Origin of the sequence: Polymorphospora sp. NPDC051019, assembly GCF_040683055.1 — a bacterium.
Lineage (GTDB): Bacteria > Actinomycetota > Actinomycetes > Mycobacteriales > Micromonosporaceae > Polymorphospora > Polymorphospora lycopeni.
In genome coordinates this window covers 1-22,467 of the sequence record NZ_JBFBCH010000026.1, presented here as the reverse complement: position 1 = coordinate 22,467, position 22,467 = coordinate 1, and the positions used below count along the sequence as shown (strand labels likewise).

Below are 22,467 nucleotides of genomic sequence, written 5' to 3'. Positions count from 1 at the left end.
GGAAGAGTGGGAACGGAGGTCCTACGGCAGCAGCGGGTGGCGGACGACGTTCTCTTCACGGCCGGGGCCGACCCCGACCACGGACACCTTCGTGCCGCAGAGTTCCTCGATCCGGGCGATGTAGCGGCGGGCGTTCTCCGGCAGGTCCGCCTCGGTGCGGGCCTTGGAGATGTCCTCCCACCAGCCGTCGTGCTCCTCGTAGACGGGCACGGCGTGGTGGAAGTCGGTCTGCGTCATCGGCATGTCGTCGAACCGCTCGCCGTTGATCTCGTAGCCGACGCAGATCGGCACCTTCTCCAGGCCGGTCAGTACGTCGAGCTTGGTCACCACGAGGTCGGTGATGCCGTTGAGGCGGGTGGCGTAGCGGGCCACCACCGCGTCGAACCAGCCGCAGCGGCGCTCCCGGCCGGTGGTGGTGCCGTACTCGGCGCCGATCTTGCGCAGGTGCATGCCGTTGTCGTCGAACAGCTCGGTCGGGAACGGCCCCGACCCCACGCGGGTGGTGTACGCCTTCGTCACGCCGATGACCTTGGAGATGGCGGTCGGTGGGATTCCGGCGCCGACGCACGCCCCGCCGGCGGTCGGGTTGGACGACGTCACGAAGGGGTAGGTGCCGTGGTCCATGTCGAGCATGGTCGCCTGGGCACCCTCCATCAGCACGGTCTCGCCCCGGTCGAGGGCGTCCCAGAGCATGGTGCGGGTCTCCGCGATGTACGGCCGCAGCCGCTCCGCGTACTCCAGGTATTCCTCGGCGACCGCGTCGGCCTCCAGGCCCTTGCGGTTGTAGACCTTGAAGAGGATCTGGTTCTTCTCCCGCAGCACCAGCTCCAGCTTCTTGCGCAGGATGCCCGGGTCGAGCAGGTCCTGAAGCCGGATGCCCATCCGGGCGACCTTGTCGCCGTAGGCCGGGCCGATGCCCCGGCCGGTGGTGCCGATCCGCGACGAGCCGAGGTAGCGCTCGACCACCCGGTCCATCGCCCGGTGGTGCGGCATGATCAGGTGCGCGTCACCGGAGATCCGCAGCCGGGACACGTCGACACCGCGCTCGGCGAGGCCGTCGATCTCGGCGAGCAGCACCTTCGGGTCGACCACGACACCGTTGCCGATGACGATCATCGCGTTGGGTGACAGTGCCCCGGAGGGCATCAGGTGCAGGGCGTACTTCTGGCCGTCGGGGGTGATCACCGTGTGGCCGGCGTTGTTGCCGCCCGAGTAGCGCACCACGTAGTCGACCCGCTCGCCCAGCAGGTCGGTAACCTTGCCCTTGCCCTCGTCGCCCCACTGAGCGCCGATGAGCACGATCGCTGGCATCTAAATCCCGCCTCCGAAGGGCTCGGGTGCCAGGTGGCGACCGCGTGGCGAGCCCGAGGTGTCAGGCTAACAAGAAGTTACGGTACGGCCGGCAAAGGGCTGTATCTCGAGGCAGGAGGCCATCGGCGTGTACGACGTGGTGTTGCTCACGCTCGGCTCCGCCGACGACGGCGGGGCGGGTTGCGGCACCGGCGGCGGCTGTTGCGGCGGCGCGTCCGGACCGGCCGGCGACGAGTGCGCCGAGACACCCCGCGTACCGGTGCTGAACTGCGCGGACGCGCTCACCGCGGCCGGCGCCCGGGTGACGACGGTGACCGCGCACTCCGACGCCGAGATCGACTCGGTGCTGGCCCGGCTCGACGGCCCGGCCCGGCCGGACGGCCTCGACTGGCCCGACGAGGACGCGAAGACCCGGCTGGTGGTGGCTACGGCCAGCGACGGGCAGTTACGCGCCGTGATGCGCCGCATGGTCCGGCGGTACGCCCCGCCGCCCAGCCGCCGGCCCGCCGATCTCGCCGCCAACCGCACCCTGCCGGACCTGCCGGCGATCGGCATCCTGCCGCTCGACCCGGCCCGGGGCGCCGACCAGCACGACCTGGCGGCCCAACTCGGCCTGCCCCGCGACCCGGCGGCGGTCGCCGCGGCCGTGCTCGGCGACCGGGTCCGCCGCCTCGACCTGCTCCGCAACGACGGCGGTTCGGTCACTCTCGACGGTGCCCTGCTCGGTGGGGCCGACGAGGCCGGCCGGCCGCTGGCCTGGCGGGGCCGGGTCGAGGTCGACGACACGGTGCTCAGCAACGGCGACGAACCGTTGCTCGCCTGCGCGATCGGCAACGCCGGCGGCTACGCCGCGCTGTCCGACGTGACCCTGCTGGCCCACGCCGACCCGGCCGACGGCCTGGTCGAGGTCGCGGTGGCGGTCCCGGTGACCGTCCGGTCACGGTGGCGCAGATCACGGGTACGCCTCGAGGTACGCCGCGCCCGGGGGCGGGCGACCGCGGTCGTTCCGCGCGACGGTGAGGTGCCGTACCTCGACGACGGGGTGGCCGGCGAACTGGGCCGGAAGCGGTCCTGGTGGACCGAGCCGGGTGCCTGGGCGGTCTACCCCGGTTGATGTCGGCAACGGGTGCGATCTGGCCGGCTTACCTATCCTCGTAGGGACGAGGGGAGGCCGCCGTGGCGAACGATCATGCAGACCGGCTGTACGTGCCGGGCGCGAGCGAGCCGAGGTGGACCGGTCCGGAGCCCCCGCCGGGGCCCGCCGGAACCGGCCCGACCTGGTCCGAGGAGCCGTACTGGCCGCCGGAGGAGCCCGACGGAGAGGTACCGGAGAGCGGGCCGGTGCACGGCCGCCCGCACGCGGTCGCGTCGCGGACCCAGCTGGTCCCGATCCTCGGCGACCGGCGCGATCAGGCGCCCCGGCCGGCCGGAAGCCCCGAGCCGCCCGAAGGCCCGGGGGCGTCCTCCCTCGACCAGCCGGTCCCGCTCGACGGTCCGCCCGGACCGGATGCCGGCCTGACGCAGCCACCGGGTCCGGCGCCCACCACACAGCCCGAACCGGGCCCCGCCCCGACGGAGCAGCCCGATCCGGCGGTCCGGCCCGAGCCACCGGCCCGCCCCGAGCCCGTGGCGCGGCCGGCCTGGGCCGCCGCCCCGGCGTGGGGTGCGCCGCCGCCACCGGATCAGCATCAGTCCCCGGTGCCACCGCAGCCCCCGGTGCCGGCGCAGCCCGGGCCGCCGCCGGGGCCACGCCCGGTCTCGCCCTGGTCGTACGGGCCGACGGCCCAACCCGGCACGCCGACCTGGCAGGAACGGCCCGGCCCAGCGTCGGGTCCGGCAGCACCCAGCGCGATGCCTTCCGGCCCGATGCCTTCCGGTGTGACGCCCTCCGGTCCCGAGCCCTCCGGCCCGACGCCTTCCGGCCCGGCGGCGCCCGGGGTGGCGGCGCCCCAACCGCACAAGGCGACCGGAATCCACCAGATGCCGCTTCGCGACGTGCCCCCGGCGGTCGACCCCGACGAGCCCGGCCGTCCCGAGCCTCGTCCCGCCGGCCCGCCGCCGGACGGCACCTACCCCGCCCCGACCAGCGTCCCTCCCGGTGCCGGGCACCATTCCGGCAACGCGGGCCATCCCGATACCGGGGGCCATCCCGGTGTCGTGGGCCATTCCGGGGTTCCCACCGGGGTCCCCCGTTCGGCACCGCCGGCGGTGGAACACGGCGGCCAGCCCGGACGGGGCGCACCCACCGGGCCGGCCGCCCCATCGCCCGCCGGACCCGCTGCCCCGCCGTACGGCCATCCGGGTTCCGTCTACACCCCTGGCATGCCGCCGGGCCAGCCCGGCCCCGCGCTGCCACCGCCCGGTCACCCGGCCCCCGGTCACCCCGCACCCGGTCACCCCGCACCTGGTCACCCGGCGCCCGGTCAGCCCGCGCCCGGTGCGCCCGGCGGGCCGTATGGCGGGCCCCCGAGTCCCGGCCGGCCGCCAACGGTCATCCCGACCGCCGAGGAGTTCGCCCGGCGGCGGGCGGTCCGGCCACCCGACCCGGTCGCCACGATGGGGGTCCGGGCGGCGGTCAACAAGACCACGCTCGGGCTGGTCAAGATGCGTCCCGGCCGCTACGAGCAGGAGATCAAGCACGACATCGAGATGGTCCGCCGCAACTTCGGCGGGCTGCGCCAGGTGACCGTGGTCAACCCCAAGGGCGGTGCCGGCAAGACGGTGGCGATCCTGCTGCTCGCGATGACGTTCGGCCAGAAGCGCGGCGGATACGTGCTGGCCTGGGACAACAACGAGACGCAGGGCACCCTCGGCATGCGGGCGCAGCAGGACTTCCACTCGCGTACGGTCCGTGACCTGCTGCGCGACCTCGACCAGTTCCGGGGCACGCACGGCCGGGTCGGCGACCTGTCGCAGTACGTCCGCGCGCAGGGCGAGGGCATGTTCGACGTGCTCGCCTCGGACGAGTCGGCGACCGCGGGCGAGATGCTGACCCGGATGGCGTTCGGCGACATCCGCGAGGTGGTCAGCCGGTTCTACAAGTTGATCTTCGTGGACACCGGCAACAACGTACGGGCGGAGAACTGGCAGGCCGCCATCGACGCCACCGACCAACTCGTGGTGACCATGTCGGCCCGCAACGACTCGGCCGAACCGGCCGCCCGGATGCTCGACCATCTGGAGCAGACCGGCCGGCAGCGGCTGGTCCGCCAGGCGATCACCGTCGTGTCGATGCCACCGTCCCGCAAGGAGATCGACCTGCCGGCGATCGAGCGCCACTTCTCGGCGCGTACCCGGGCGGTGCTGTTGGCGCCGTACGAGCGGCTCATCGACAGTGGCGAGCCGGTCCGTTACGGGCAGTTGTCGACGGCCACCCGCGACGCCTGGTTGAAGATCGCCGCGGCGGTGGCCGTCGGGTTGTGACGGGCTGGCGGCGGCTCAGGAACTCGCGAGCGCGTCGCCGGCCGCCGGGTCGCAGTCGCGCAGGAACTGGGCGCACCGGGCCGCCTCGTCGGATTCGCCGATCTGACCGGCGGCCTTCGACAGCACGTGCAGGCTGCGCAGGAAGCCGCGGTTGGGCGAGTGCGACCACGGCACGGGGCCGTGGCCCTTCCACCCGCTGCGGCGCAGCTGGTCGAGGCCCCGGTGGTAGCCGGTACGGGCGTAGGCGTACGCCGCGACGACCTGGTCGGCGTCGAACGCCCGGGCGCCGAGCGCGGCCCAGGCCCCGCTGTGGGTCGGGAAACGTGCGGCGACCGAGGCGTACGCCTCGTCGGTCTCCTCCTTCTCGGCGGCGGCGAGCGCCGCCTCGGCGTCGTCGTCGGCGGGCAGCAGGGTCGGCGGCGGCTCGGGCAACAGGTTCTGCATGAACCCATTCAACCCGCCGCACCGGACCGGGCCGATCCAGGGGCGGGGTACGCGTCCGTCCCGGTTGCCGGCACCGGGCAGGATGGCGGCGTGTCCACCCCACCGCCGATCGACGTCCTGCTCCCCCACGACAACTCGCCCGACGAGATCGAGTCGCGGGCCGAACTCGACCTGCACCTGCGGGCCGGCAGCCTCGCCGGCCTGACCGTCCAAGGGCTGCGGCTCGACGAGGAGCCGGTTCCCGACCTGGCCACGGTCGACCTGACCGACACCCTGTTCATCGGGTGCCGCTTCGCGTCCCGCGCCGTCGAGGCGGAGGTGGTGCTGCGCGGCGCCCACGTGGTCCCGCCGTTCCGGGCGCTGCCGTACGCGATCCACCCGTCCCGGCTCTACACCCCGCCGGACCTGGCCGCCGGCTTCGGCGCCGCCGGGTTCGCCGGCATGTACGACACCGCCGTCTACGAGCACTTCCGGGCGCACGGCGGGGCGCTGCCGGAGATCCGTGAGGCGCTGGCGCAGCGGCTGCACGACCACGCCATCGACAACGCCCTCGCCCACGTGACCGACGCCTGGCTGGCGACCCACGGCCCGGCCTCGGTGGTCGGGGTGATGGGTGGGCACGCGGTGCCCCGGGGTACGGCGACGTACCGGCTCGCCGCCGCGATCGGCTGGCGGCTGGCCCGCGCCGACCGGCTGGTCGTCACCGGTGGCGGCCCGGGGGTGATGGAGGCGGCGAACCTGGGCGCCTACCTCGCCAGCCGGACGGCCGACGAACTGGCGGCCGCGATCGACCTGCTGGCCGGCGCACCGGACTTCCACGACCACGACCCGTACACGGCCGCGGCACTCGACGTACGTGAACGGTTCGGGCCGGCCGATCCGGACGACTGGGCCCGGTGCGGCGGGCTCGCCATCCCGACCTGGCTCTACGGCCACGAGCCGGCCAACCTGTTCGCCGGCCAGATCGCGAAGTACTTCTCCAACGCCATCCGCGAGGACACCATCCTGCGGCTGGCCCGGGGCGGGATCGTCTTCGCCGCCGGGCGGGCCGGCACCGTACAGGAGGTCTTCCAGGCGGCGACGAAGACCTTCTACCGCACCGACGGCGACAGCGGGCCGTACGTCTTCCTCGACCGGGCGTTCTGGACCGAGACCCTGCCGGTCGAGGCGCTGCTGCGACCGCTGCTGGCGCTGTCACCCGACGGCGACCTGTCCAAGACCGTCCACCTGGCCGACGATGTCGACGACGTCGTACGGCTGCTGACAGCCTGACCGGCGGGTCGCCCGGGTGCCCGCGGTCCGCTTCAGGCGACCGAGACCCGGCGCCAGAAGCCGATCGGCAGGGCCACCTCGGGCGAGTCGGTCAGTCCGTTCTCGTCGAGTGCGTTGTGGACGGCCAGCCGGGCGCCGTCGAAGAGGAACTCGACGGCGTGCAGCACCCGGGGCCGCCAGGGCGACGGCATGATCCGTTCGATCACGTTCACCGCCAGCAGCCGGCGGCCCCGGGCACCGCGCAGCGCCTCGTGTCCGTCGGCCCGCCAGTCCAGGGTGACGCCGGGCCAGTCGAGCGGCATCGACATGTCGATCTGGTTCCAGGTGATCGCGCACTCGTCGAACTTGCGGTGGGTCACCTCGACGTTGACGTCGCCGAAGCCGAGGATCACCGGTCCGCCGGCGAACCAGGTCCGCTGGTCGACGTCCCACATCAGCCAGGCCCCGACGAGCGGCCGTCCGACGAGCCGGCTGAACCGGGCCCGGTGGGCGGCGGCGAGGGTACGGGCACTGTGGGTCCACTGCGGCTCGTAGCCCTCGATGCCGAGCACGACCGACCTCCACCGTCCGGGGGCAGGCCGGCGTGGGGCGTACGCCAACCTCCGAATCGGACAATTCTAGGCGGTGACCGGGGGTGACGGCGGACACGGCGACGGGCGCCACGAAATCGTGACGCCCGTCCGGTGACGCTGAAAGATCACTTGCTCAGCGAGGTGCCCGTCGAACGCAGGTGCTCGCACGCCTCGACGACCCGCTGCGCCAGGCCGGCCTCGGCCTCCTTGCCCCAGACCCGGGGGTCGTACATCTTCTTGTTGCCGACCTCGCCGTCCACCTTGAGCACGCCGTCGTAGTTGCGGTACATGTGGTCCGCGACCGGGCGGGTGAAGGCGTACTGGGTGTCGGTGTCGATGTTCATCTTGACCACGCCGTAGTCGAGCGCCTCACGGATCTCCGACAGCAGCGAGCCGGATCCGCCGTGGAAGACCAGGCTGAGCGGCTTCTCCTTGCCGTACTTGGCACCGACCGCGTCCTGGATCTCCTTGAGGATCTCCGGGCGGAGCTTGACGTTGCCGGGCTTGTAGACGCCGTGCACGTTGCCGAACGTCAGCGCCGCCATGTAGCGGCCCTTCTCGCCCAGCCCGAGCCGGTCGACCATCGCCATGCCGTCACTGACCGTGGTGTAGAGCTTGTTGTCGATGGCGCCGACGACGCCGTCCTCCTCGCCCCCGACGACGCCGACCTCGATCTCCAGCACGATCTTGGCGGCGGCGGCCTCGGCGAGCAGTTCCTCGGCGATCTGGAGGTTCTCCTCCAGCAGCACCGCCGAGCCGTCCCACATGTGCGACTGGAACAGCGGCTCGCCGCCCTTGGCGACCCGCTCCTTCGAGATGGCGAGCAGCGGGCGGACGAACCCGTCGAGCTTGTTCTTCGGGCAGTGGTCGGTGTGCAGCGCGATGTTCACCGAGTAGTTCTTCGCCACCTCGTGCGCGTACGCCGCGAACGCCACCGAGCCGGTGACCATGTCCTTCACGGTCGGGCCGGACAGGTATTCGGCGCCACCGGTCGACACCTGGATGATGCCGTCGCTGCCCGCGTCGGCGAAGCCGCGCAGGGCCGCGTTGAGGGTCTGCGAGGACGTCACGTTGATCGCGGGGTAGGCGAACGCGCCGGCCTTGGCGCGGTCGAGCATCTCGGCGTAGACCTCGGGGGAAGCGATGGGCATGACAAATGCTCCTTACTGACCGCTCACGGCCACGGGCCGCAGTGTCCTGGGTGTGTGCGCCGGACCGCGCTGTCCTCCGCCCGGCAGTATCCCGTAGTTGCTTCGCGGGCCGAGAATCGGCCCCGGCCGCCTCAGGCCCTGGTGCCCTCCCACCGGTCGGGCACCGCGAGGCTGATCGCCCAGCCGACGACGGCCATCACGATCGCGCCCCAGAACGCCGGCCAGAAGCCGTCCACGTGGAACGGAAGGTTGAGCGCGCTGGCGAGCCAGTCGGTCAGCAGGAACAACAGGGCGTTGACGACAAGGGCGATCAGACCGAGGGTCAGGATGTAGAAGATGCAGCCGACCACCTTGACGATCGGCTTGATCACCGCGTTGACGATGCCGAAGATCAAGGCGACCGCCAGCAGTGTCAGCACGTTACGGCCGGCCGACCCGCCGGTCACGTCGATCCCCGGCACCACGAGTGTGGTCACCCACAGCGCGACGGCGTTGACCACCAATCGGATCAGAATCCCCACGGTCCCATCGTGTCACCGCAGGACCAGTCGTGACACGGAAATGGATGACTCGTTTAACGACGGCGCCCGGCGGGCACGGATGTCAACCCGTACGGTGAGTTCAGCACCGCGAACCGCGAGGAGGCGGCGATGACCAGGCCAGACGAGGACTTCGCACCCGGCGACCACCTTGCTCCCGACGAGCGCGACCCGGAAACGCCGCAGGCCGACGCCGTCGAGCAGGCGACCGTCGCCGATCCGGCCGAGGACGAACCCGAGATGCACCGCGGCCTGGAAGTCACCGAATGGGACGCGGCCGAACAGTCCCGCATAGTCAACCTCGACGAGGACTACCGCTAGCCCGCGGCCCGGCGGGGTTTCCCGTTGATCAAGGACTAGTCGTGGGCAGGAACGGACGAAAGACCCACGATTACTCCTCGATCAACGCGTAGGGCGGGGTGGGCGTGCACGGCGGCGGCGGACCGCCGGTTATCCACAGGGCACCCGGTTGTCCACAGGTTCCGGGTACGGGGTGGCGGGCCGGGTCCGGCGATGGCCACGCTCTCGGGCATGACGACCTGGCGGTACGCCGATCTGCTCGCGCGCGGCCTCAGCCCGAACCAGATCCAGGACCGGGTACGCGCCGGCGCCCTGCACCGGATCTCGCGGGGAACATACGTGTCCGGCGGCCCGCCGTCCTTCACCAACCGCCTGCACGCGGTTCGGCAGGTGCTGCCACCCGACACCGTCTTCGGGTTCCACACCGCCGCCCGGTTGTACGGCTTCGACGTCGTGCCGACCGACCGAATCCACGTCGTCAGCCCGACCGGTCGTCCCGTCCCCCAGATCAACGGCGTCGTCGGCCACCAGGCCGTGCTGCCCCTGATCCCGGTCGAGATGGCCGGACTGCCCTGCGCGGCACCCGAACGAGTGGTCGTCGACCTGGCCCGGACCTGTTCCCGGATCGACGCACTCGCCGTGGTCGACGCCGCGTTACGGGCGCAGGCCAGCACCCCGTCCGCCCTCGCCACCGAGGTGACGCGGCACGACGGGCTGCGCGGCGTACGGCAGGCCCGTGAGGTCGTACCGCTCGGTGATCCACGCCCGGAGCGCCGGCAGGAGACGGCCGCGGACACGTCGGGAAAGTACAAGACCCGGACCGCCCGGCGGACGATAGTGGCGGGATGACCGATCCTGATGTCCTGGTCGTCCCCGACGGCGCGGCGTGGCGGGCCTGGCTCGACGCCAACGAGGACAGTTCCGACGGTGTCTGGCTGCTGCTGGCCCGCAAAGGTGTCACCGATCCCACGTCGCTGAGCTACGCGCAGGCACTCGACGAGGCCCTGTGCAGCGGCTGGATCGACGGGCAGGCCAAGCGGGTCGACGAGCGCACCTACCGGCAACGCTTCACGCCCCGTCGCCAACGCAGCCTGTGGTCGGCCCGCAACGTGCAGAACGTGGCCCGGCTGACCGCCGAGCGGCGGATGCGCCCGCGCGGGGTCGCCGAGGTCGAGCGGGCCAAGGCTGACGGCCGGTGGGAGCGGGCCTACCAGGGGCCGGCCGGTATCGAGATGCCGCCGGATCTGGCGAGGGCGCTGGACGACAGCCCGGCCGCCGCGGCGAAGTTCGCGACGCTGAACGGCCAGAACCGGTACGCGGTCCTGCACCGGGTCACCACCGCCGCGACCGACGCGACCAGGCAACGCCGGATCGCCAACCTGGTCGGGATGCTGGCGCGCGGGGAGACGCCGTACCCGCAGTAGACCCGGCACCGAAAAACCGGGGCGCCGGGCAGGGCCTCCGGCTGCCATCATCGCCGGTGTGCTGATCACCGTGTCCACCACCCACCAACCGGCGACGGATCTGGGCTATCTGCTGGTCAAGCATCCCGACCGGGCACATTCGTTCGAGATGCCGACCGGCACCGCGCACGTGCTGTTTCCGGAGGCGACGCCGCAGCGCTGCACGGCCGCGCTGCTGCTCGACGTCGATCCGCTGCGGCTGTCGGGTGCGAAGGGCAGGGGCGGCAAGGGTCAGCCGGGGGCGATGCCGGACGACTTCACCCTCGGCCGGTACGTCAACGACCGGTCCTACGCCGCGTCGAGCCTGCTCGCCGCCGCCCTGGCCAAGGTGTTCCGGTCGGCGCTGCGGGGCAGTTCGAAGGACCGCCCGGAGTTGGCGGCGACCGCGATCCCGCTGGAGGTGCGGGTGCCGGTGCTGCGTTGCCGGGGCGGTGCGGAACTGGCCGGCCGGCTGTTCGCCCCGTTGGGCTGGACGGTCACCGCGACCGCGATCCCGCTCGACGAGCGGTATCCGCAGTGGGGCGACAGCCGCTACGTCGACCTGACCCTGGCCGGCACCGTACAGCTGTCCGACGCCCTCAACCACCTGTACGTGCTGCTGCCGGTGCTCGACGACGCCAAGCACTACTGGGTGGCTCCCGACGAGATCGACAAGCTGTTGCGGGCCGGCACCGGCTGGCTCGCCGACCACCCGGAGCACGGGTTGATCACCCGGCGCTACCTGGCACACCGCCGCGCGCTGGCCGGGCAGGCGCTGGCCCGGCTGGCCGAGCAGCGGCTGGTCGAGGACGCGCCGGACCCGGACACGGTGGAACCGGACGCCGCCGGCCCGGCCGCCGACGAGACGGTCCGCCGGCCGCTGGCGGTGCGGCGCCGGGCCGCGGTGCTGGCAGCGCTCGCCGAGGTCGGCGCCACCCGGGTGCTCGACCTCGGTTGCGGCGGCGGCGCGCTGCTCGGCGACCTGGCCCGGGACCGCCGGTTCACCGAGATCGTCGGCGTCGACGTATCGGCCCGGCTGCTGGAGATGGTCGAGCGGCGGCTGCGGCTCGACCGGCTGCCGGATCGGCAGCGTGGCCGGATCAAGCTGTGGCAGTCGGCGTTGACGTACCGGGACGACCGGTTGCGGGGGTTCGACGCGGCCGTACTGATGGAGGTCATCGAGCACGTCGACCCGCCGCGGCTGCCGGCGCTGGCGGACGCGGTCTTCGGCCACGCCCGGCCGGGGACGGTGGTGGTGACGACTCCGAACGTCGAATACAACGTGCGCTACGAGGGGCTGGCGCCGGGCGCGACGCGGCATCCCGACCACCGGTTCGAGTGGACCCGGGCCGAGTTCACCCGGTGGGCGACCGAGGTCGCCGACCGGTACGACTACACGGTCGCGTTCTCCGGCGTCGGCGACGACGATCCGCAGGTCGGCCCCCCGACCCAGCTCGCCCTGTTCAACCGGGCCGAGACCACCCGACCGACGGAAGGACAGGCCCAGTGAGCGAGCGCAGCGAGCGAACCATCGGGCTCAGCCGAGAACACGGTGGCGCCGAGCGAAGCGAGGTGACGACGTGAGCGAGCTGGAGATCCCCGAGCTGGCGCTGGTGGCGCTCGTCGGGTTGTCCGGGTCCGGCAAGTCGACGTTCGCCCGGCGGCACTTCGCGGCGACCCAGGTGCTGTCGTCGGACACGTTCCGGGCGATGGTCGCCGACGACGAGAACGACCAGTCCGCCTCGTCGGACGCGTTCGACGTGCTGCACTACGTGGCCGGCAAGCGGCTGCGGGCCGGCCGGCTCACCGTGGTCGACGCGACGAACCTCCAGCCGCATGCCCGGGCCGGACTGGTGAAGGTGGCCCGCGAACACGACGTGCTGCCGGTGGCGATCGTGCTCGACGTGCCGGAGCAGGTGTGCTGGGAGCGTACGCGTGACCGGCCGGAACGTGACTTCGGCCGGCACGTGCTCGCCCGGATGCAGCGGGACCTGAAGCGCTCGCTCGGCCAGCTGGGCCGGGAGGGGTTCCGCAAGGTGCACGTGCTGCGCGGCGTCGACGAGGTCGAGGCGGCGCGGGTCCGGTACGAGCGGCTGTACAACGACCGTCGCGAGGTGACCGGTCCGTTCGACATCGTCGGTGACGTGCACGGCTGCCGGGCCGAACTGGAGGCGCTGCTGGAGAAGCTGGGCTGGGTGCTGCGCCGCGACGGGCTGGGCCGGCCGGTCGACGCGACGCATCCGGCGGGGCGTACCGCGGTCTTCGTCGGCGACCTGGTCGACCGCGGCCCGGACTCGCCCGGGGTGCTGCGCCTGGTGATGGGCATGGTGGCGGCCGGCAACGCGATCTGCGTACCGGGCAACCACGAGGAGAAGCTGCGTCGCAAGCTGCGCGGCCAGCAGGTACGGGTGACGCACGGGCTGGCCGAGACGCTGGAGCAGCTCGACGCCGAGGATCCCGCGTTCGTCGCCGAGGCGAAGGAGTTCATCGAGGGCCTGGTCAGCCACTACGTGCTCGACGGCGGCAGGCTGGTGGTCGCGCACGCCGGGCTCAAGGAGGAATACCACGGGCGGGCTTCCGGCCGGGTGCGGGCGTTCGCGCTGTGGGGCGAGACGACCGGCGAGACCGACGAGTACGGCGCACCGGTGCGCTATCCGTGGGCGCGTGACTACCGGGGGTCGGCGACGGTCGTGTACGGCCACACCCCGACCCCGACACCCGAGTGGGTCAACAACACGATCTGTGTCGACACCGGTTGTGTCTTCGGCGGGCAGTTGACGGCGCTGCGCTATCCGGAGCGGGACCTGGTCTCGGTGCCGGCGGAGCGGGAACACTACCCGCCGGTCCGCCCGCTGGTTCCGGTCGAGCCGGTACGCGACCCGGGCGTGCTCGACCTCGCCGACGTGGCCGGGCGACGGCACCACGACTACGGATACGGCACCACGACGATCGCGGCGGAGAACGCCGCCGCCGCGCTGGAGGTGATGAGCCGGTTCGCGGTCGACCCGCGCTGGCTGCCGTGGCTGCCGCCGACGATGGCACCGTCGTCGACGTCGACGGTCGACGGCTTTCTGGAGCATCCGGCGCAGGCGTTCGGCGACTACCGGGCGGCCGGTGTCGACCGGGTGGTGTGCGAGGAGAAGCACATGGGGTCGCGGTGCGTCGTACTCGTCGTCCGAGAAGACGGGGGCGGGGTGACCGCCGGCTTCGGCGAGGGCGGCGGAGTCGTCTACACCCGTACGGGCCGGCCGTTCTTCGCCGACCCGGCGTTGAACGAGGCGCTGCTGGCCCGGGTCCGGGCGGCGGTGACGTCGGCCGGACTGTGGGACGAACTGGCCACCGGTTGGCTGCTGCTGGACTGCGAGTTGCTGCCGTGGTCGGCGAAGGCGACCGGCCTGATCCGCGAGCAGTACGCCAGCGTCGGTGCGGCCGGACGGGCGGCGCTGCCGGCCGTACTGGACGTGCTCGCCGGGGCGGCGGCGCGCGGGCTCGCCGTCGACGAGTTGCGGGAGCGGACCATCGGCCGGGCCGCCGACCTGGCCCACTACACCGACGCCTACCGGGCGTACGTCCGGCCGACGGACGGGCTGACCGGGGTGACGCTGGCGCCGTTCGCGGTGCTGGCCGGGGCGGGTACGGCGTACACCGACCGGGACCACGGCTGGCATCTGGCGCTGGCCGACCGGCTGTGTGCCGCCGATCCGCAGACGTTCACGCCGACCCGGCGTACGGTCGTCGACCTGGCCGACGAGGCGCAGGTCGCGGCGGCGACCGACTGGTGGTCGGAGCTGACCGCCGCCGGTGGCGAGGGCATGGTCGTCAAGCCGTACGCCGGGCCGGCCGCACTGGACGGCAGGGGACGGCTGTTGCAGCCGGGGCTGAAGTGCCGGGGGCGCGACTATCTGCGGATCATCTACGGCCCGGAGTACACGGCACCGGAGCGGTTGGCCGCGTTGCGGCAGCGGTCGCTGGGCCGCAAGCGCGGGCTGGCGCTACGCGAGCACGGGCTGGGGCTGGCGGCTCTGGACCGCCTGACCGAGGGGGCGCCGCTGTGGCGCCGGCACGAATTGGTGTTCGCGATCCTGGCCTGCGAGTCGGAGCCGGTGGACCCCCGGCTGTGACGGTAGCCACCCGACTCTCAGGCAGGACGCCTAGACTGCTGTCGTCGCCGCCCGCCCGGGAAGGGCCGGGCCAATCGGATGGCAAGACTCGGAGGACTCTCTCGTGCCGCCAACCACGCCACTCGCCCTCGGCCCGGAATGGCTCGACCCGGAGTGGTTGATCCAGACGTTCGGGCTGATCGGCATCCTGGTCATCGTCTTCGCCGAGTCCGGCCTGCTGATCGGCTTCTTCCTGCCGGGAGACTCGCTGCTGTTCACCACCGGTCTGCTGGTGGCGGACGGTCAGTACCTGCCGTACCCGCTGTGGCTGGTGTGTCTGCTAATCACGCTCTCGGCGATCGCCGGTGACCAGGTCGGCTACATGTTCGGCCGCAAGGTGGGGCCGGCGCTGTTCCGGCGTCCGAACTCGCGGCTGTTCAAGCAGGAGAACCTGCTGAAGGCGCACGAGTTCTTCGAGAAGTACGGTCCCCGCTCGATCGTGCTGGCCCGCTTCGTGCCGATCGTCCGGACGTTCACGCCGATCGTGGCCGGCGTCAGCAAGATGAACTACCGCACGTTCGTCATCTACAACATCGTCGGCGGCATCCTGTGGGGCACCGGCGTGACGGTGCTCGGCTACTTCCTCGGCCAGATCCCGTTCGTGAAGGCCAACATCGAGTTCATCCTGATCCTGATCGTCTTCCTGTCGGTGCTGCCGATCATCATCGAGTTCGGCCGCGCCTGGCTGGCGGGACGCCGGCAACCGAAGCCGGCGGACCAGGCGGCGCTGGCCGAGGCGGAGCGGGACGCGATCGCCCACGCCGCCCAGGAGACGGCCCGCGAGCGATACGAGCGCGGCTGAACACGGCTACCGACACAAAACGGCTGCGGGCGGGGGGATTCCTCGCCCGCAGCCGTGTTTGGCCCACCGGTGCCGAACCAGCGGCGACCGGGGCCAGGGACACGTCAGCCCGGCCTCGCACGGCGTCCGCCAGGGTGGCGGGGTCTGTGCGCAGCCGGGCAAAACCGGTGACTTGCGGGAAGTCACCGGCCGGCGGAACCGTCTGGCGTCACCTCACTGCGGAGGGACGCCAGACGAGGACCACTGTCTGATTCAGCGAGCCTTCTTGGTGGCCCGCTTACGCGGCGGAGTCAGCAGGTCCGCGATCGTAGCGATCGCGGTCGGCACCAGCCGGTAGTAAGCCCACACACCGCGCTTCTCCCGCTCCAGCAAGCCGGCTTCGGTGAGGATGCGCAAGTGGTGGCTCACGGTCGGCTGCGAGAGGCCGAGCGGTGCGGTCAGGTCGCAGACGCAGGCTTCGCCCTCCGGCGCCGACTGAATGAGGCTGAGCAGCCGCAGTCGGGCAGGATCGGCGAGCGCCTTGAGGACTCCCGCGAGTCGCTCGGCGTCGGCACGTTCGATCGGCTCGCCGGCCAGCGGCGAGATCTGAGGCATTGTCATTTCAGCCAACGCAGTTCCCACGTAATCCATCCTTCCACCAAGAGCATTGACCTGCCTGCATATCGGCCGGTCCGAATCGGCAAACTTTTAGGCCACAAGGCCAAGGTCAGCCAACGAATAGGCCGCTCGGTACGGCAGACCAGCGGCCCGCACCGCTTCGCCCGCACCGCGATCGACGATCACTGCCACGCCGACCACCTCTGCCCCGGCCTCTTGCAGAGCCTCGACCGCGGTCAGCACACTGCTACCCGTGGTCGAGGTGTCTTCAACCGCCAGCACCCGACGGCCTTTCACGTCGGGTCCTTCGACCCGCCGTTGCAATCCGTGTGCCTTGCCGGTCTTGCGCACCACGAAGGCGTCGAGTCGCCGCTGCCTCGCCGAAGCGGCGTGCAGCATCGAAAGAGCCACCGGGTCCGCACCCAACGTCAGACCGCCAACCGCATCGAACTGCCAGTCCGCAGTGAGGTCTAGCAGCACACTACCCACCAGGGGGGCCGCCGCGTGGTGCAACGTGACTCGTCGCAGATCGACGTACCAATCCGCTTCACGCCCCGATGACAGCACCACCCGTCCGTGCACCACGGCAAGTTCAGTGATGAATTTACGCAGGTCGTCGTGGTCCCCCATGGCGCACAAGGGTACTGCTCAACTCTGTGAAGCAAACTGTCGGCCCGGGCACCGGGGCAAAGATTGACTCGTTAGATGAGTCTGCAGGTGGGCCAGTCGGCTGGCTGGTGACTCTGGACGGTTGCGATCATCGCTCCGCGCGGCCAATCCGACCGCGAGTGTCGCGCGTCACTGAGTTGATCAGTCCACGCGGGGCGTGACGCAGCGCGAACGTAGCGCTCTTGTAGCGCCAGTCCGGCACGCTCACCAGACGCCCCCGGCCGAGATCCCGCAGCGCGGCGTCGACCACGTTCTCGGCCCGCAACCAGAGCCAACCGGGCAGCCCCGACATGTCTATGCCGGCCCGGTCGTGGAACTCGGTTCGGGTGTATCCGGGGCACAGCGCCATCACCCGTACGTTGAACCGGCGCACCGACATGGCTATCGACTCGCTGAAATTGGTCACCCACGCCTTGCTGGCCGAGTACGTCGATCCCGGCATGACCGGACCGAACCCAGCGACCGAAGAGACATTTATCACTGCCCCGTGCCGCCGTTCGGTCATGCCGGCCACGGCGGCGAGGGTCAGCCGCATGACCGCGTGCACGTTCAGCCGCAACAGGCGGGTCTCCTCGGCGACGCTGGACCGCAGGAACGGCTTGTGCAGGCTGATCCCGGCGTTGTTGACGAGCAGGTCGACCGGCTCGTCGGCGGCCCGCAGCCGGTCCTCCACGAGCGCGCAGCCGTCGTCGGTGGACAGGTCGGCCGGCAGCGCGGTGGCGCGTATCCGGTGCCGTTCGGACAGGTCGGCGGCGGACACCGCCAGACGCTGCCCGTCCCGGGCGACCAGCACGAGGTCGTAGCCGTCGGCGGCGAGGCGTTCGGCGAAGGCCGCTCCGATCCCGGCGGTGGCGCCGGTGATCAGTGCGGTGCGACGGTGCTCCTTGGGTGCTGCCATCGTTCCTGTCCTCACTGGGCTCGGGTCGGGTTCGGGCCGGCCGGGGTTGCAAACGCGCGATCCCCGAACGGCTGAGCCGAACGGGGATCGCGGGTGGTCGTCGGGTCAGCGGGGCGGCGGGTTGCTCCCGGGCGCGGGCGGGTAGCCGGGATCCGACCCGGGCGCCTGCGGATAGCCCGGCTCGGCGCCCGGCGACTGCGGGTAGCCGGGGTAGGACCCTCCGGGCAGCGGCGGTTCGCCGCCGCCGTGGCCGGCCCGGCGGAAGTACTCGTTGGAGGCCGGAAGGGCCAGCAGGATCAGGGCCGCGAGCAGGGCCAGCAGGGCGATGACGCTCAGCGTCATGGACAGCGGGTTGTACCAGCCCGGCAGGGCCTCCATCGTCCGTTCCTGGATCTCGGCGGGATCCGGCAGGTCACCGGTCGTCGGCGCCCCGAAACTGCTGGTGGCGGACGAGCCGATCAGGCCGAAGCCGAGGCAGCAGACACCGAGGCCACCGACCACCCAGGTGATGATCCGGGCGACGTTCTTGCCTTTGAGGTTGAGGACGGCGAGGACGGCGAGCCCGATGGCGAGCAGGATGTTGACGACGAGGGTGGCGATGACGCCGACCACGACGAAGCTCTCCGTGCCCTCGAGTTCCGTACCGGCGTACGACTCGCTGTATACGTCGCTGATCGGACCGATCGTGACCAGCGACAGAAGCCCGGTGATCGCCAGAATGGCGGCCACCGCGTAGAGCAGATATCCGGAGATGGTGACCGTGCTCGGGCGCGCGGCTGGGCCCGGCCGGCCGGGATTCGTCGGAATCGACACGTTTCTCCCTTCCTAGATCCAGAAACCACCGTAGCGGTACCCTGCACCGTTGTTTCACCAAACCCGCGCGCGTCGTGCGACGGAAGAATCGCCTGGTCGACAAAAGTCGTAAAACAACCAGCCGCCCAGCTCCGGAAAGCGTTCAGTAGCCGCGCCACTCCGCCCGGGCGTACTCCAGCACCCTCGGTTGCAGCAGCGTCGAGGCCGGTACGTCGAGCCGGGCCCGGTCCGGCGGGAAGTTCGCGGCCAGCGCCAGCGTGTTGGCGTCGAGGAACCGCAGCGGCGGTGCCCCCGCCGGCAACTCCAGTGGCGGCGCCCCCGGGCCGGGCCCGGCGAGCAGGAAACCCCAGTCGCCGAACGACGGCACGTCCACGTGGTACGGCGTCACGGCGAAGCCGGCCGCCCGGATCGACGCCTCGATGCACCAGTACGACCGCGGCGCGAAGTACGGCGACCCGGCCTGCACGACGATGCGGGCCCCGGGGGCGAGCACCTGCCGCACCAGCGCGTAGAACTCGACGGAGTACAGCTTCGCGGTCGCCGTCTCGTCCGGGTCGGGCAGGTCGACGATCACCGCGTCGAACCGTTCCGCCGCCGTACGCAGCCAGCCGAAGGCGTCGGTGTGCAGCAGGCGTACCCGGGGGTCGGCGAACGCGTCGCCGTTCAGCGCCCGCAACGCGGGCTCGGCACGGGCCAGCGCCACCACCGCCGGGTCCAGCTCGACCACGGTCACCGCCGACACGTCGGGATAGCGCAGCACCTCGCGTACGGCGAGCCCGTCACCGGCCCCCAGCACCAGCACCGAACCGCGCGCGCCGGCGAGCGCCGGATGCACCAGCGCCTCGTGGTAGCGGTATTCGTCGAGCGAGCTGAACTGCAGGTCGCCGTTGAGAAACAGGCGCAGGTCGGGCTGGCCGCCACGGGCCACCGACCGGGTCAGCACGATCTCCTGGTAGCGGCTGCGCTCGGCGTGCACCACCGGATCCCGGTAGAGCTGCTGGCGGGCGGTCACCTCGAAGTCCTCGGCGACCAGATAGGCGTACCCGAGACAGAGGGTGACCGCGACGGCCCCGGCGGTCAGCCCAGCCTTGGCCCGGGGCCCCAGGTCGCGCCGGAAGACGGTGAAGACCAGGGCGAGACCGGCGACCGCGTTGACCGCCCCGACGACCAGCGCACCGCGCAACTGGCCGAAAACCGGGATCAGCAGGAACGGGAAGGCCAGCCCGCCGAGCAGCGCGCCGACGTAGTCGGCGGCGAACAGGTCGGCGACCGCGCTGCCGGCCGACTGCTCCCGGATGCGTTGCAGGAGAACCATCAGCAGCGGGATCTCGGCACCGATCAGCAGGCCGAGTACGAACGCGGTCGCGACGAGCGCGGGTCCGTAGAGGTCCAGCCAGGCGAAGGCGGCGTAGAGCAGCAGCACCGACAACCCGCCGAGCAGGGCGAGCAGCAGTTCGACGGCGGCGAAGGCGGCGGCGGCGCGGGACTGCAGCGGTTTGGCGGCGAGTGCGCCGACCCCCATCGCGAAGACCATGACGCCCAGGACGATGGACGCCTGCCCGACCGTGTCACCGATCAGGTAGCTGCCGAGCGCCACCAGCGCCAGCTCGTAGACCAGGCCGCAGGCGGCGCAGACGAAGACGGCCGCCAGCACGGCGGCGCGGGCGAGCCGCCACCGGTGCCCGGCCACGCCGACGGCACCACCGTCCCTACCGGCCTGGTCCGTCCGGTCCGTGCCGGTGTCGGTGTCCGTACCGGCCTGGTCCGCGCCGGTCGTGGCGGCGGGGTCCGCCGACGCGCTCACCGCGCGACGGGCGGCGACGCCGCCGGTGTCACAGGATCGCCGCCGCGATCACGCCGCCGGTGACCAGGTGCACGACCGCGTTGACCCAGACGGCCGGGTGCGGCTGCGCGTCGACCAGCAGCTCGCCGAGCTTGCCCGGGGTGACCGCGTCCAGCAGCAGGAACGACACCGCCATGATGACCAGACCGAGCAGGCCGTACGCCCCGGCGCTGATCAGGCCGTCGACGGGGTCGTCGGCGCTGGCCGTGATCGCGGCGATGACGATGATGCCGACGGCGGCCAGGTTGGACGCCAGCAGCAGGGCGGCGTTGCGGTTGCGCTCGGTCCAGATGAGGTCCCGCAGCCGGCCCGGCGTGGCGACGTCGACCAGGACGTAGCCGATCGCCATCAGCACGACGCCGACCCCGCCGTAGGCGAGTACGACCAGCAGGTCGGTGAACAGGTCTTCCAACATCTCTGCGGCTCCCGGGGGCAGGCGGTGGACGGAGGGGGTTACTTGCCGGCGCCGGGGCCGCCACCCCGGACGTTCGTGTCGCGTCCCCAGACCCACGCGGTGCCGACCGTGCTGTGGTAACGCGGATGGGCGGTCGACATCCGTTCCAGCAGGATCAGCGACCCGGCGGCCAGCGGCAGGATCACCACCGAGTCGTCGTCGTAGCGCAGGTAGACGCCGCTGTCGTCGACGTAGCGGTCGTCGGGGTTCCAGGAGCCGGTGATCTCGTCGGCGACCCGGGCGGGGCTCTGGTCGGACCGGTAGGCGGTCGCGTCCCGGCCGATGTCGTCGGCCACCGAGCGGGAGTAGCGGTCCTCGACCCAGGCGCGGGCGGAGAACGTGCCGAAGACGATCGCGGCCCCGGCCACCAGCGCGCCGACCAGCGCCATCGACACCCCGACCACGAGCCAGCCACGCCTGTTCACCGCACCGTCACCACCGTCTCGGTCTCCACCAGCTCACCGCTCTGCGGGTACGCGTGCCACGTGTGCCAGCCGACCGTCGGCCCGGCGGAGAAGGCGTGCAGGGCGGTGACCGCGTCGGCCCCGCCCGGAAACACCCCGACCAGCGCGTACGGGTCGTCGGCGAGCCGCCCGCGCAGCAGCCCGATCCGCTCCGACATCCCGGCCCGGTCGAGCCGGTGCACGCGGGAGGTGAACGAATAGCCGGCCGCCTCGTCGGCCACCGCCGCGGGCAGCGCCGGAGCGCGGCCGGGCAGGCAGGCCACCGTCTCGGTCAGCGGGCCGGCCGGGGTGTCGAGGACCACCTGGTGCGAGGCGCCGAGCAGGCGCAGCCGCAGGCCGAGACGGGCGAGGTCGAGCACGTGCAGGGCGGGCTGCTCGGGCAGGCCGAGGGCGAAGCTCAGGTCGGTTGCGATGGTGTCGGCGTACGGGGTGGCGAGGGTGACCAGCACGGCTCACCCGGCCTTCGCGGGTGGCCCGGCCTGTGGATAGACCAGCACCTCGGCGCGGTGCAGCTTCTCGCCCCGGGAAACCTCCCACTTCATGCTGTCGCCGTACGACTCGAACGACAGCAGGGCCCCGTCGGGGGAGGTGTAGTCGTGGTAGCGGACGCCGCCGGTCGGCTGGAGCCCGGTCGTGCCGGTGGCGGTGTAGCGGGCCAGGCCGGACTCGTCGGAGACGTAGCGCCGGCCGTCGAAGTCGATGGTCGGCAGGCCGGGGGTGACGGTCGCGGACGGCACCACGGTCCACAGCACGAGTTCGAGGTCCGGATCCTCCTCGACGGAGAGCCACAGCTTGGCCCCGCTGGCGTCGTCGATCAGGTGCTCGGTCCAGCTCCAGCCGCCCTCGTCGAAGCGCAGCGAGCCCCGGACCCCGTACGACGTGCCGCGGATCTCGACGATGTCGCCGGGCCTGAGGCGGCGCGGGTCGCCGCGTAGCGCGTCGGCGTCGTCGTCGTGGGACCGGAACGGGTCGGTGCCGCGGACCGGACCGGGCGGTGGGGCGGCCTTCCGTTTGGCGGACTGCACGGCCCACAGGGCGACGACGACGCCGGCGACGCCGAGCAGGCAGCCGAGTCCCGCCACGAGCCACGCCGTCGACCCGTTCAACACGCCCGCCTCCTTAGGCCACCCGGTGGTGGGCAACGACGGTAACAAGTGTCCGCAGGTGCCGCACGCTGGCGGTGATCCATGAGGGTTCGGGAACGTCGGCGCGGCCGGACGCCCGGGTACCCAACAGGTGGTGGGGCGGGCAGGGCAACGAGCCGGTCTTCGACGCCTGCGCGCAGCACCCGGACTTCTTCTTCCCCTACGCCG

General features: G+C 71.9%; 23 protein-coding genes. 9 read left to right on the top strand and 14 right to left on the bottom strand.

Annotated features, from left to right (window positions below):
• Positions 1-21: 21 nt before the first annotated feature.
• A complete protein-coding gene (locus AB0M79_RS31390; RefSeq protein WP_364220800.1) occupies positions 22-1,311 on the bottom strand; it encodes an adenylosuccinate synthase in 1,290 nt (429 codons plus the stop codon).
• A 127-nt stretch (positions 1,312-1,438) separates the two neighbouring features.
• On the opposite strand from AB0M79_RS31390, the gene AB0M79_RS31385 reads away from it, so the two are divergent.
• Both AB0M79_RS31385 and AB0M79_RS31380 read left to right on the top strand, forming a co-directional pair.
• Positions 1,439-2,425 (top strand): hypothetical protein, encoded by a 987-nt coding sequence (locus AB0M79_RS31385; RefSeq protein ID WP_364220797.1) that lies wholly within the window; start codon positions 1,439-1,441, stop codon positions 2,423-2,425.
• A 512-nt stretch (positions 2,426-2,937) separates the two neighbouring features.
• Positions 2,938-4,734 carry a chromosome partitioning protein gene (locus AB0M79_RS31380; RefSeq protein WP_364220973.1) on the top strand — a complete coding sequence of 599 codons (1,797 nt, stop codon included), beginning with the start codon at positions 2,938-2,940 and terminating at the stop codon, positions 4,732-4,734.
• 15 nt (positions 4,735-4,749) lie between these two features.
• Here the strand turns inward: AB0M79_RS31380 and AB0M79_RS31375 are convergent, their stop codons facing one another.
• The gene (locus AB0M79_RS31375; protein ID WP_357542211.1) at positions 4,750-5,178 is read right to left on the bottom strand and encodes a DUF3151 domain-containing protein; all 429 of its coding nucleotides are present in this window, start codon (positions 5,176-5,178) and stop codon (positions 4,750-4,752) included.
• Between the two features lie 90 nt (positions 5,179-5,268).
• On the opposite strand from AB0M79_RS31375, the gene AB0M79_RS31370 reads away from it, so the two are divergent.
• Entirely contained in the window at positions 5,269-6,450 is a 1,182-nt protein-coding gene (locus tag AB0M79_RS31370) for a hypothetical protein (protein WP_364220794.1), read from the top strand.
• A 32-nt stretch (positions 6,451-6,482) separates the two neighbouring features.
• Here AB0M79_RS31370 and AB0M79_RS31365 read toward each other — a convergent pair whose 3' ends face one another.
• The 3 genes from AB0M79_RS31365 to AB0M79_RS31355 form a co-directional block, all read right to left on the bottom strand.
• A complete protein-coding gene (locus AB0M79_RS31365) occupies positions 6,483-7,001 on the bottom strand; it encodes a hypothetical protein (protein ID WP_357542207.1) in 519 nt (172 codons plus the stop codon).
• Between the two features lie 146 nt (positions 7,002-7,147).
• Entirely contained in the window at positions 7,148-8,173 is a 1,026-nt protein-coding gene (fbaA, locus tag AB0M79_RS31360) for a class II fructose-bisphosphate aldolase (protein ID WP_364220791.1), read from the bottom strand.
• A gap of 131 nt (positions 8,174-8,304) precedes the next feature.
• A complete protein-coding gene (locus tag AB0M79_RS31355) occupies positions 8,305-8,694 on the bottom strand; it encodes a phage holin family protein (RefSeq protein ID WP_364220788.1) in 390 nt (129 codons plus the stop codon).
• Between the two features lie 129 nt (positions 8,695-8,823).
• On the opposite strand from AB0M79_RS31355, the gene AB0M79_RS31350 reads away from it, so the two are divergent.
• From AB0M79_RS31350 to AB0M79_RS31325, 6 genes are all read left to right on the top strand, one after another.
• A complete protein-coding gene (locus AB0M79_RS31350; RefSeq protein ID WP_357542201.1) occupies positions 8,824-9,033 on the top strand; it encodes a hypothetical protein in 210 nt (69 codons plus the stop codon).
• Between the two features lie 210 nt (positions 9,034-9,243).
• Entirely contained in the window at positions 9,244-9,861 is a 618-nt protein-coding gene (locus AB0M79_RS31345; RefSeq protein ID WP_364220785.1) for a type IV toxin-antitoxin system AbiEi family antitoxin domain-containing protein, read from the top strand.
• Positions 9,858-10,436, top strand: a complete 579-nt coding sequence (locus tag AB0M79_RS31340; RefSeq protein ID WP_364220782.1) for a YdeI/OmpD-associated family protein — start codon at positions 9,858-9,860, stop codon at positions 10,434-10,436. Before AB0M79_RS31345 ends, AB0M79_RS31340 begins: the two co-directional genes overlap by 4 nt.
• 58 nt (positions 10,437-10,494) lie before the next feature.
• Positions 10,495-11,964: a 3' terminal RNA ribose 2'-O-methyltransferase Hen1 gene (locus AB0M79_RS31335; RefSeq protein ID WP_364220779.1), complete on the top strand. Its 1,470-nt coding sequence runs from the start codon at positions 10,495-10,497 to the stop codon at positions 11,962-11,964.
• A gap of 70 nt (positions 11,965-12,034) precedes the next feature.
• A complete protein-coding gene (locus AB0M79_RS31330) occupies positions 12,035-14,575 on the top strand; it encodes a polynucleotide kinase-phosphatase (protein WP_364220776.1) in 2,541 nt (846 codons plus the stop codon).
• 73 nt (positions 14,576-14,648) lie between these two features.
• Positions 14,649-15,416 carry a VTT domain-containing protein gene (locus AB0M79_RS31325; RefSeq protein WP_364220970.1) on the top strand — a complete coding sequence of 256 codons (768 nt, stop codon included), beginning with the start codon at positions 14,649-14,651 and terminating at the stop codon, positions 15,414-15,416.
• A gap of 252 nt (positions 15,417-15,668) precedes the next feature.
• On the opposite strand, the gene AB0M79_RS31320 is transcribed toward AB0M79_RS31325, so the two are convergent.
• From AB0M79_RS31320 to AB0M79_RS31280, 9 genes are all read right to left on the bottom strand, one after another.
• Complete coding sequence (locus AB0M79_RS31320) at positions 15,669-16,046, bottom strand: metalloregulator ArsR/SmtB family transcription factor (RefSeq protein ID WP_212824755.1); 378 nt, start codon at positions 16,044-16,046, stop codon at positions 15,669-15,671.
• 57 nt (positions 16,047-16,103) lie between these two features.
• On the bottom strand, positions 16,104-16,643 hold the full coding sequence (gene pyrE, locus AB0M79_RS31315) for an orotate phosphoribosyltransferase (RefSeq protein WP_357542188.1): 540 nt from the start codon (positions 16,641-16,643) through the stop codon (positions 16,104-16,106).
• Between the two features lie 127 nt (positions 16,644-16,770).
• On the bottom strand, positions 16,771-17,580 hold the full coding sequence (locus AB0M79_RS31310) for an SDR family oxidoreductase (protein WP_364220771.1): 810 nt from the start codon (positions 17,578-17,580) through the stop codon (positions 16,771-16,773).
• A 105-nt stretch (positions 17,581-17,685) separates the two neighbouring features.
• Positions 17,686-18,393, bottom strand: a complete 708-nt coding sequence (locus AB0M79_RS31305; protein WP_364220768.1) for a hypothetical protein — start codon at positions 18,391-18,393, stop codon at positions 17,686-17,688.
• A 142-nt stretch (positions 18,394-18,535) separates the two neighbouring features.
• The gene (locus AB0M79_RS31300; RefSeq protein WP_364220967.1) at positions 18,536-20,083 is read right to left on the bottom strand and encodes a polyamine aminopropyltransferase; all 1,548 of its coding nucleotides are present in this window, start codon (positions 20,081-20,083) and stop codon (positions 18,536-18,538) included.
• Positions 20,084-20,225: 142 nt separating this feature from the next.
• The gene (locus AB0M79_RS31295) at positions 20,226-20,651 is read right to left on the bottom strand and encodes a DUF350 domain-containing protein (RefSeq protein ID WP_364220765.1); all 426 of its coding nucleotides are present in this window, start codon (positions 20,649-20,651) and stop codon (positions 20,226-20,228) included.
• 38 nt (positions 20,652-20,689) lie between these two features.
• Positions 20,690-21,115 carry a DUF4247 domain-containing protein gene (locus AB0M79_RS31290; protein ID WP_357542180.1) on the bottom strand — a complete coding sequence of 142 codons (426 nt, stop codon included), beginning with the start codon at positions 21,113-21,115 and terminating at the stop codon, positions 20,690-20,692.
• Complete coding sequence (locus AB0M79_RS31285) at positions 21,112-21,603, bottom strand: DUF2617 family protein (RefSeq protein ID WP_364220762.1); 492 nt, start codon at positions 21,601-21,603, stop codon at positions 21,112-21,114. Before AB0M79_RS31285 ends, AB0M79_RS31290 begins: the two co-directional genes overlap by 4 nt.
• Positions 21,604-21,606: 3 nt before the next feature.
• On the bottom strand, positions 21,607-22,260 hold the full coding sequence (locus AB0M79_RS31280) for a DUF4178 domain-containing protein (protein ID WP_364220964.1): 654 nt from the start codon (positions 22,258-22,260) through the stop codon (positions 21,607-21,609).
• Positions 22,261-22,467: the final 207 nt, after the last annotated feature.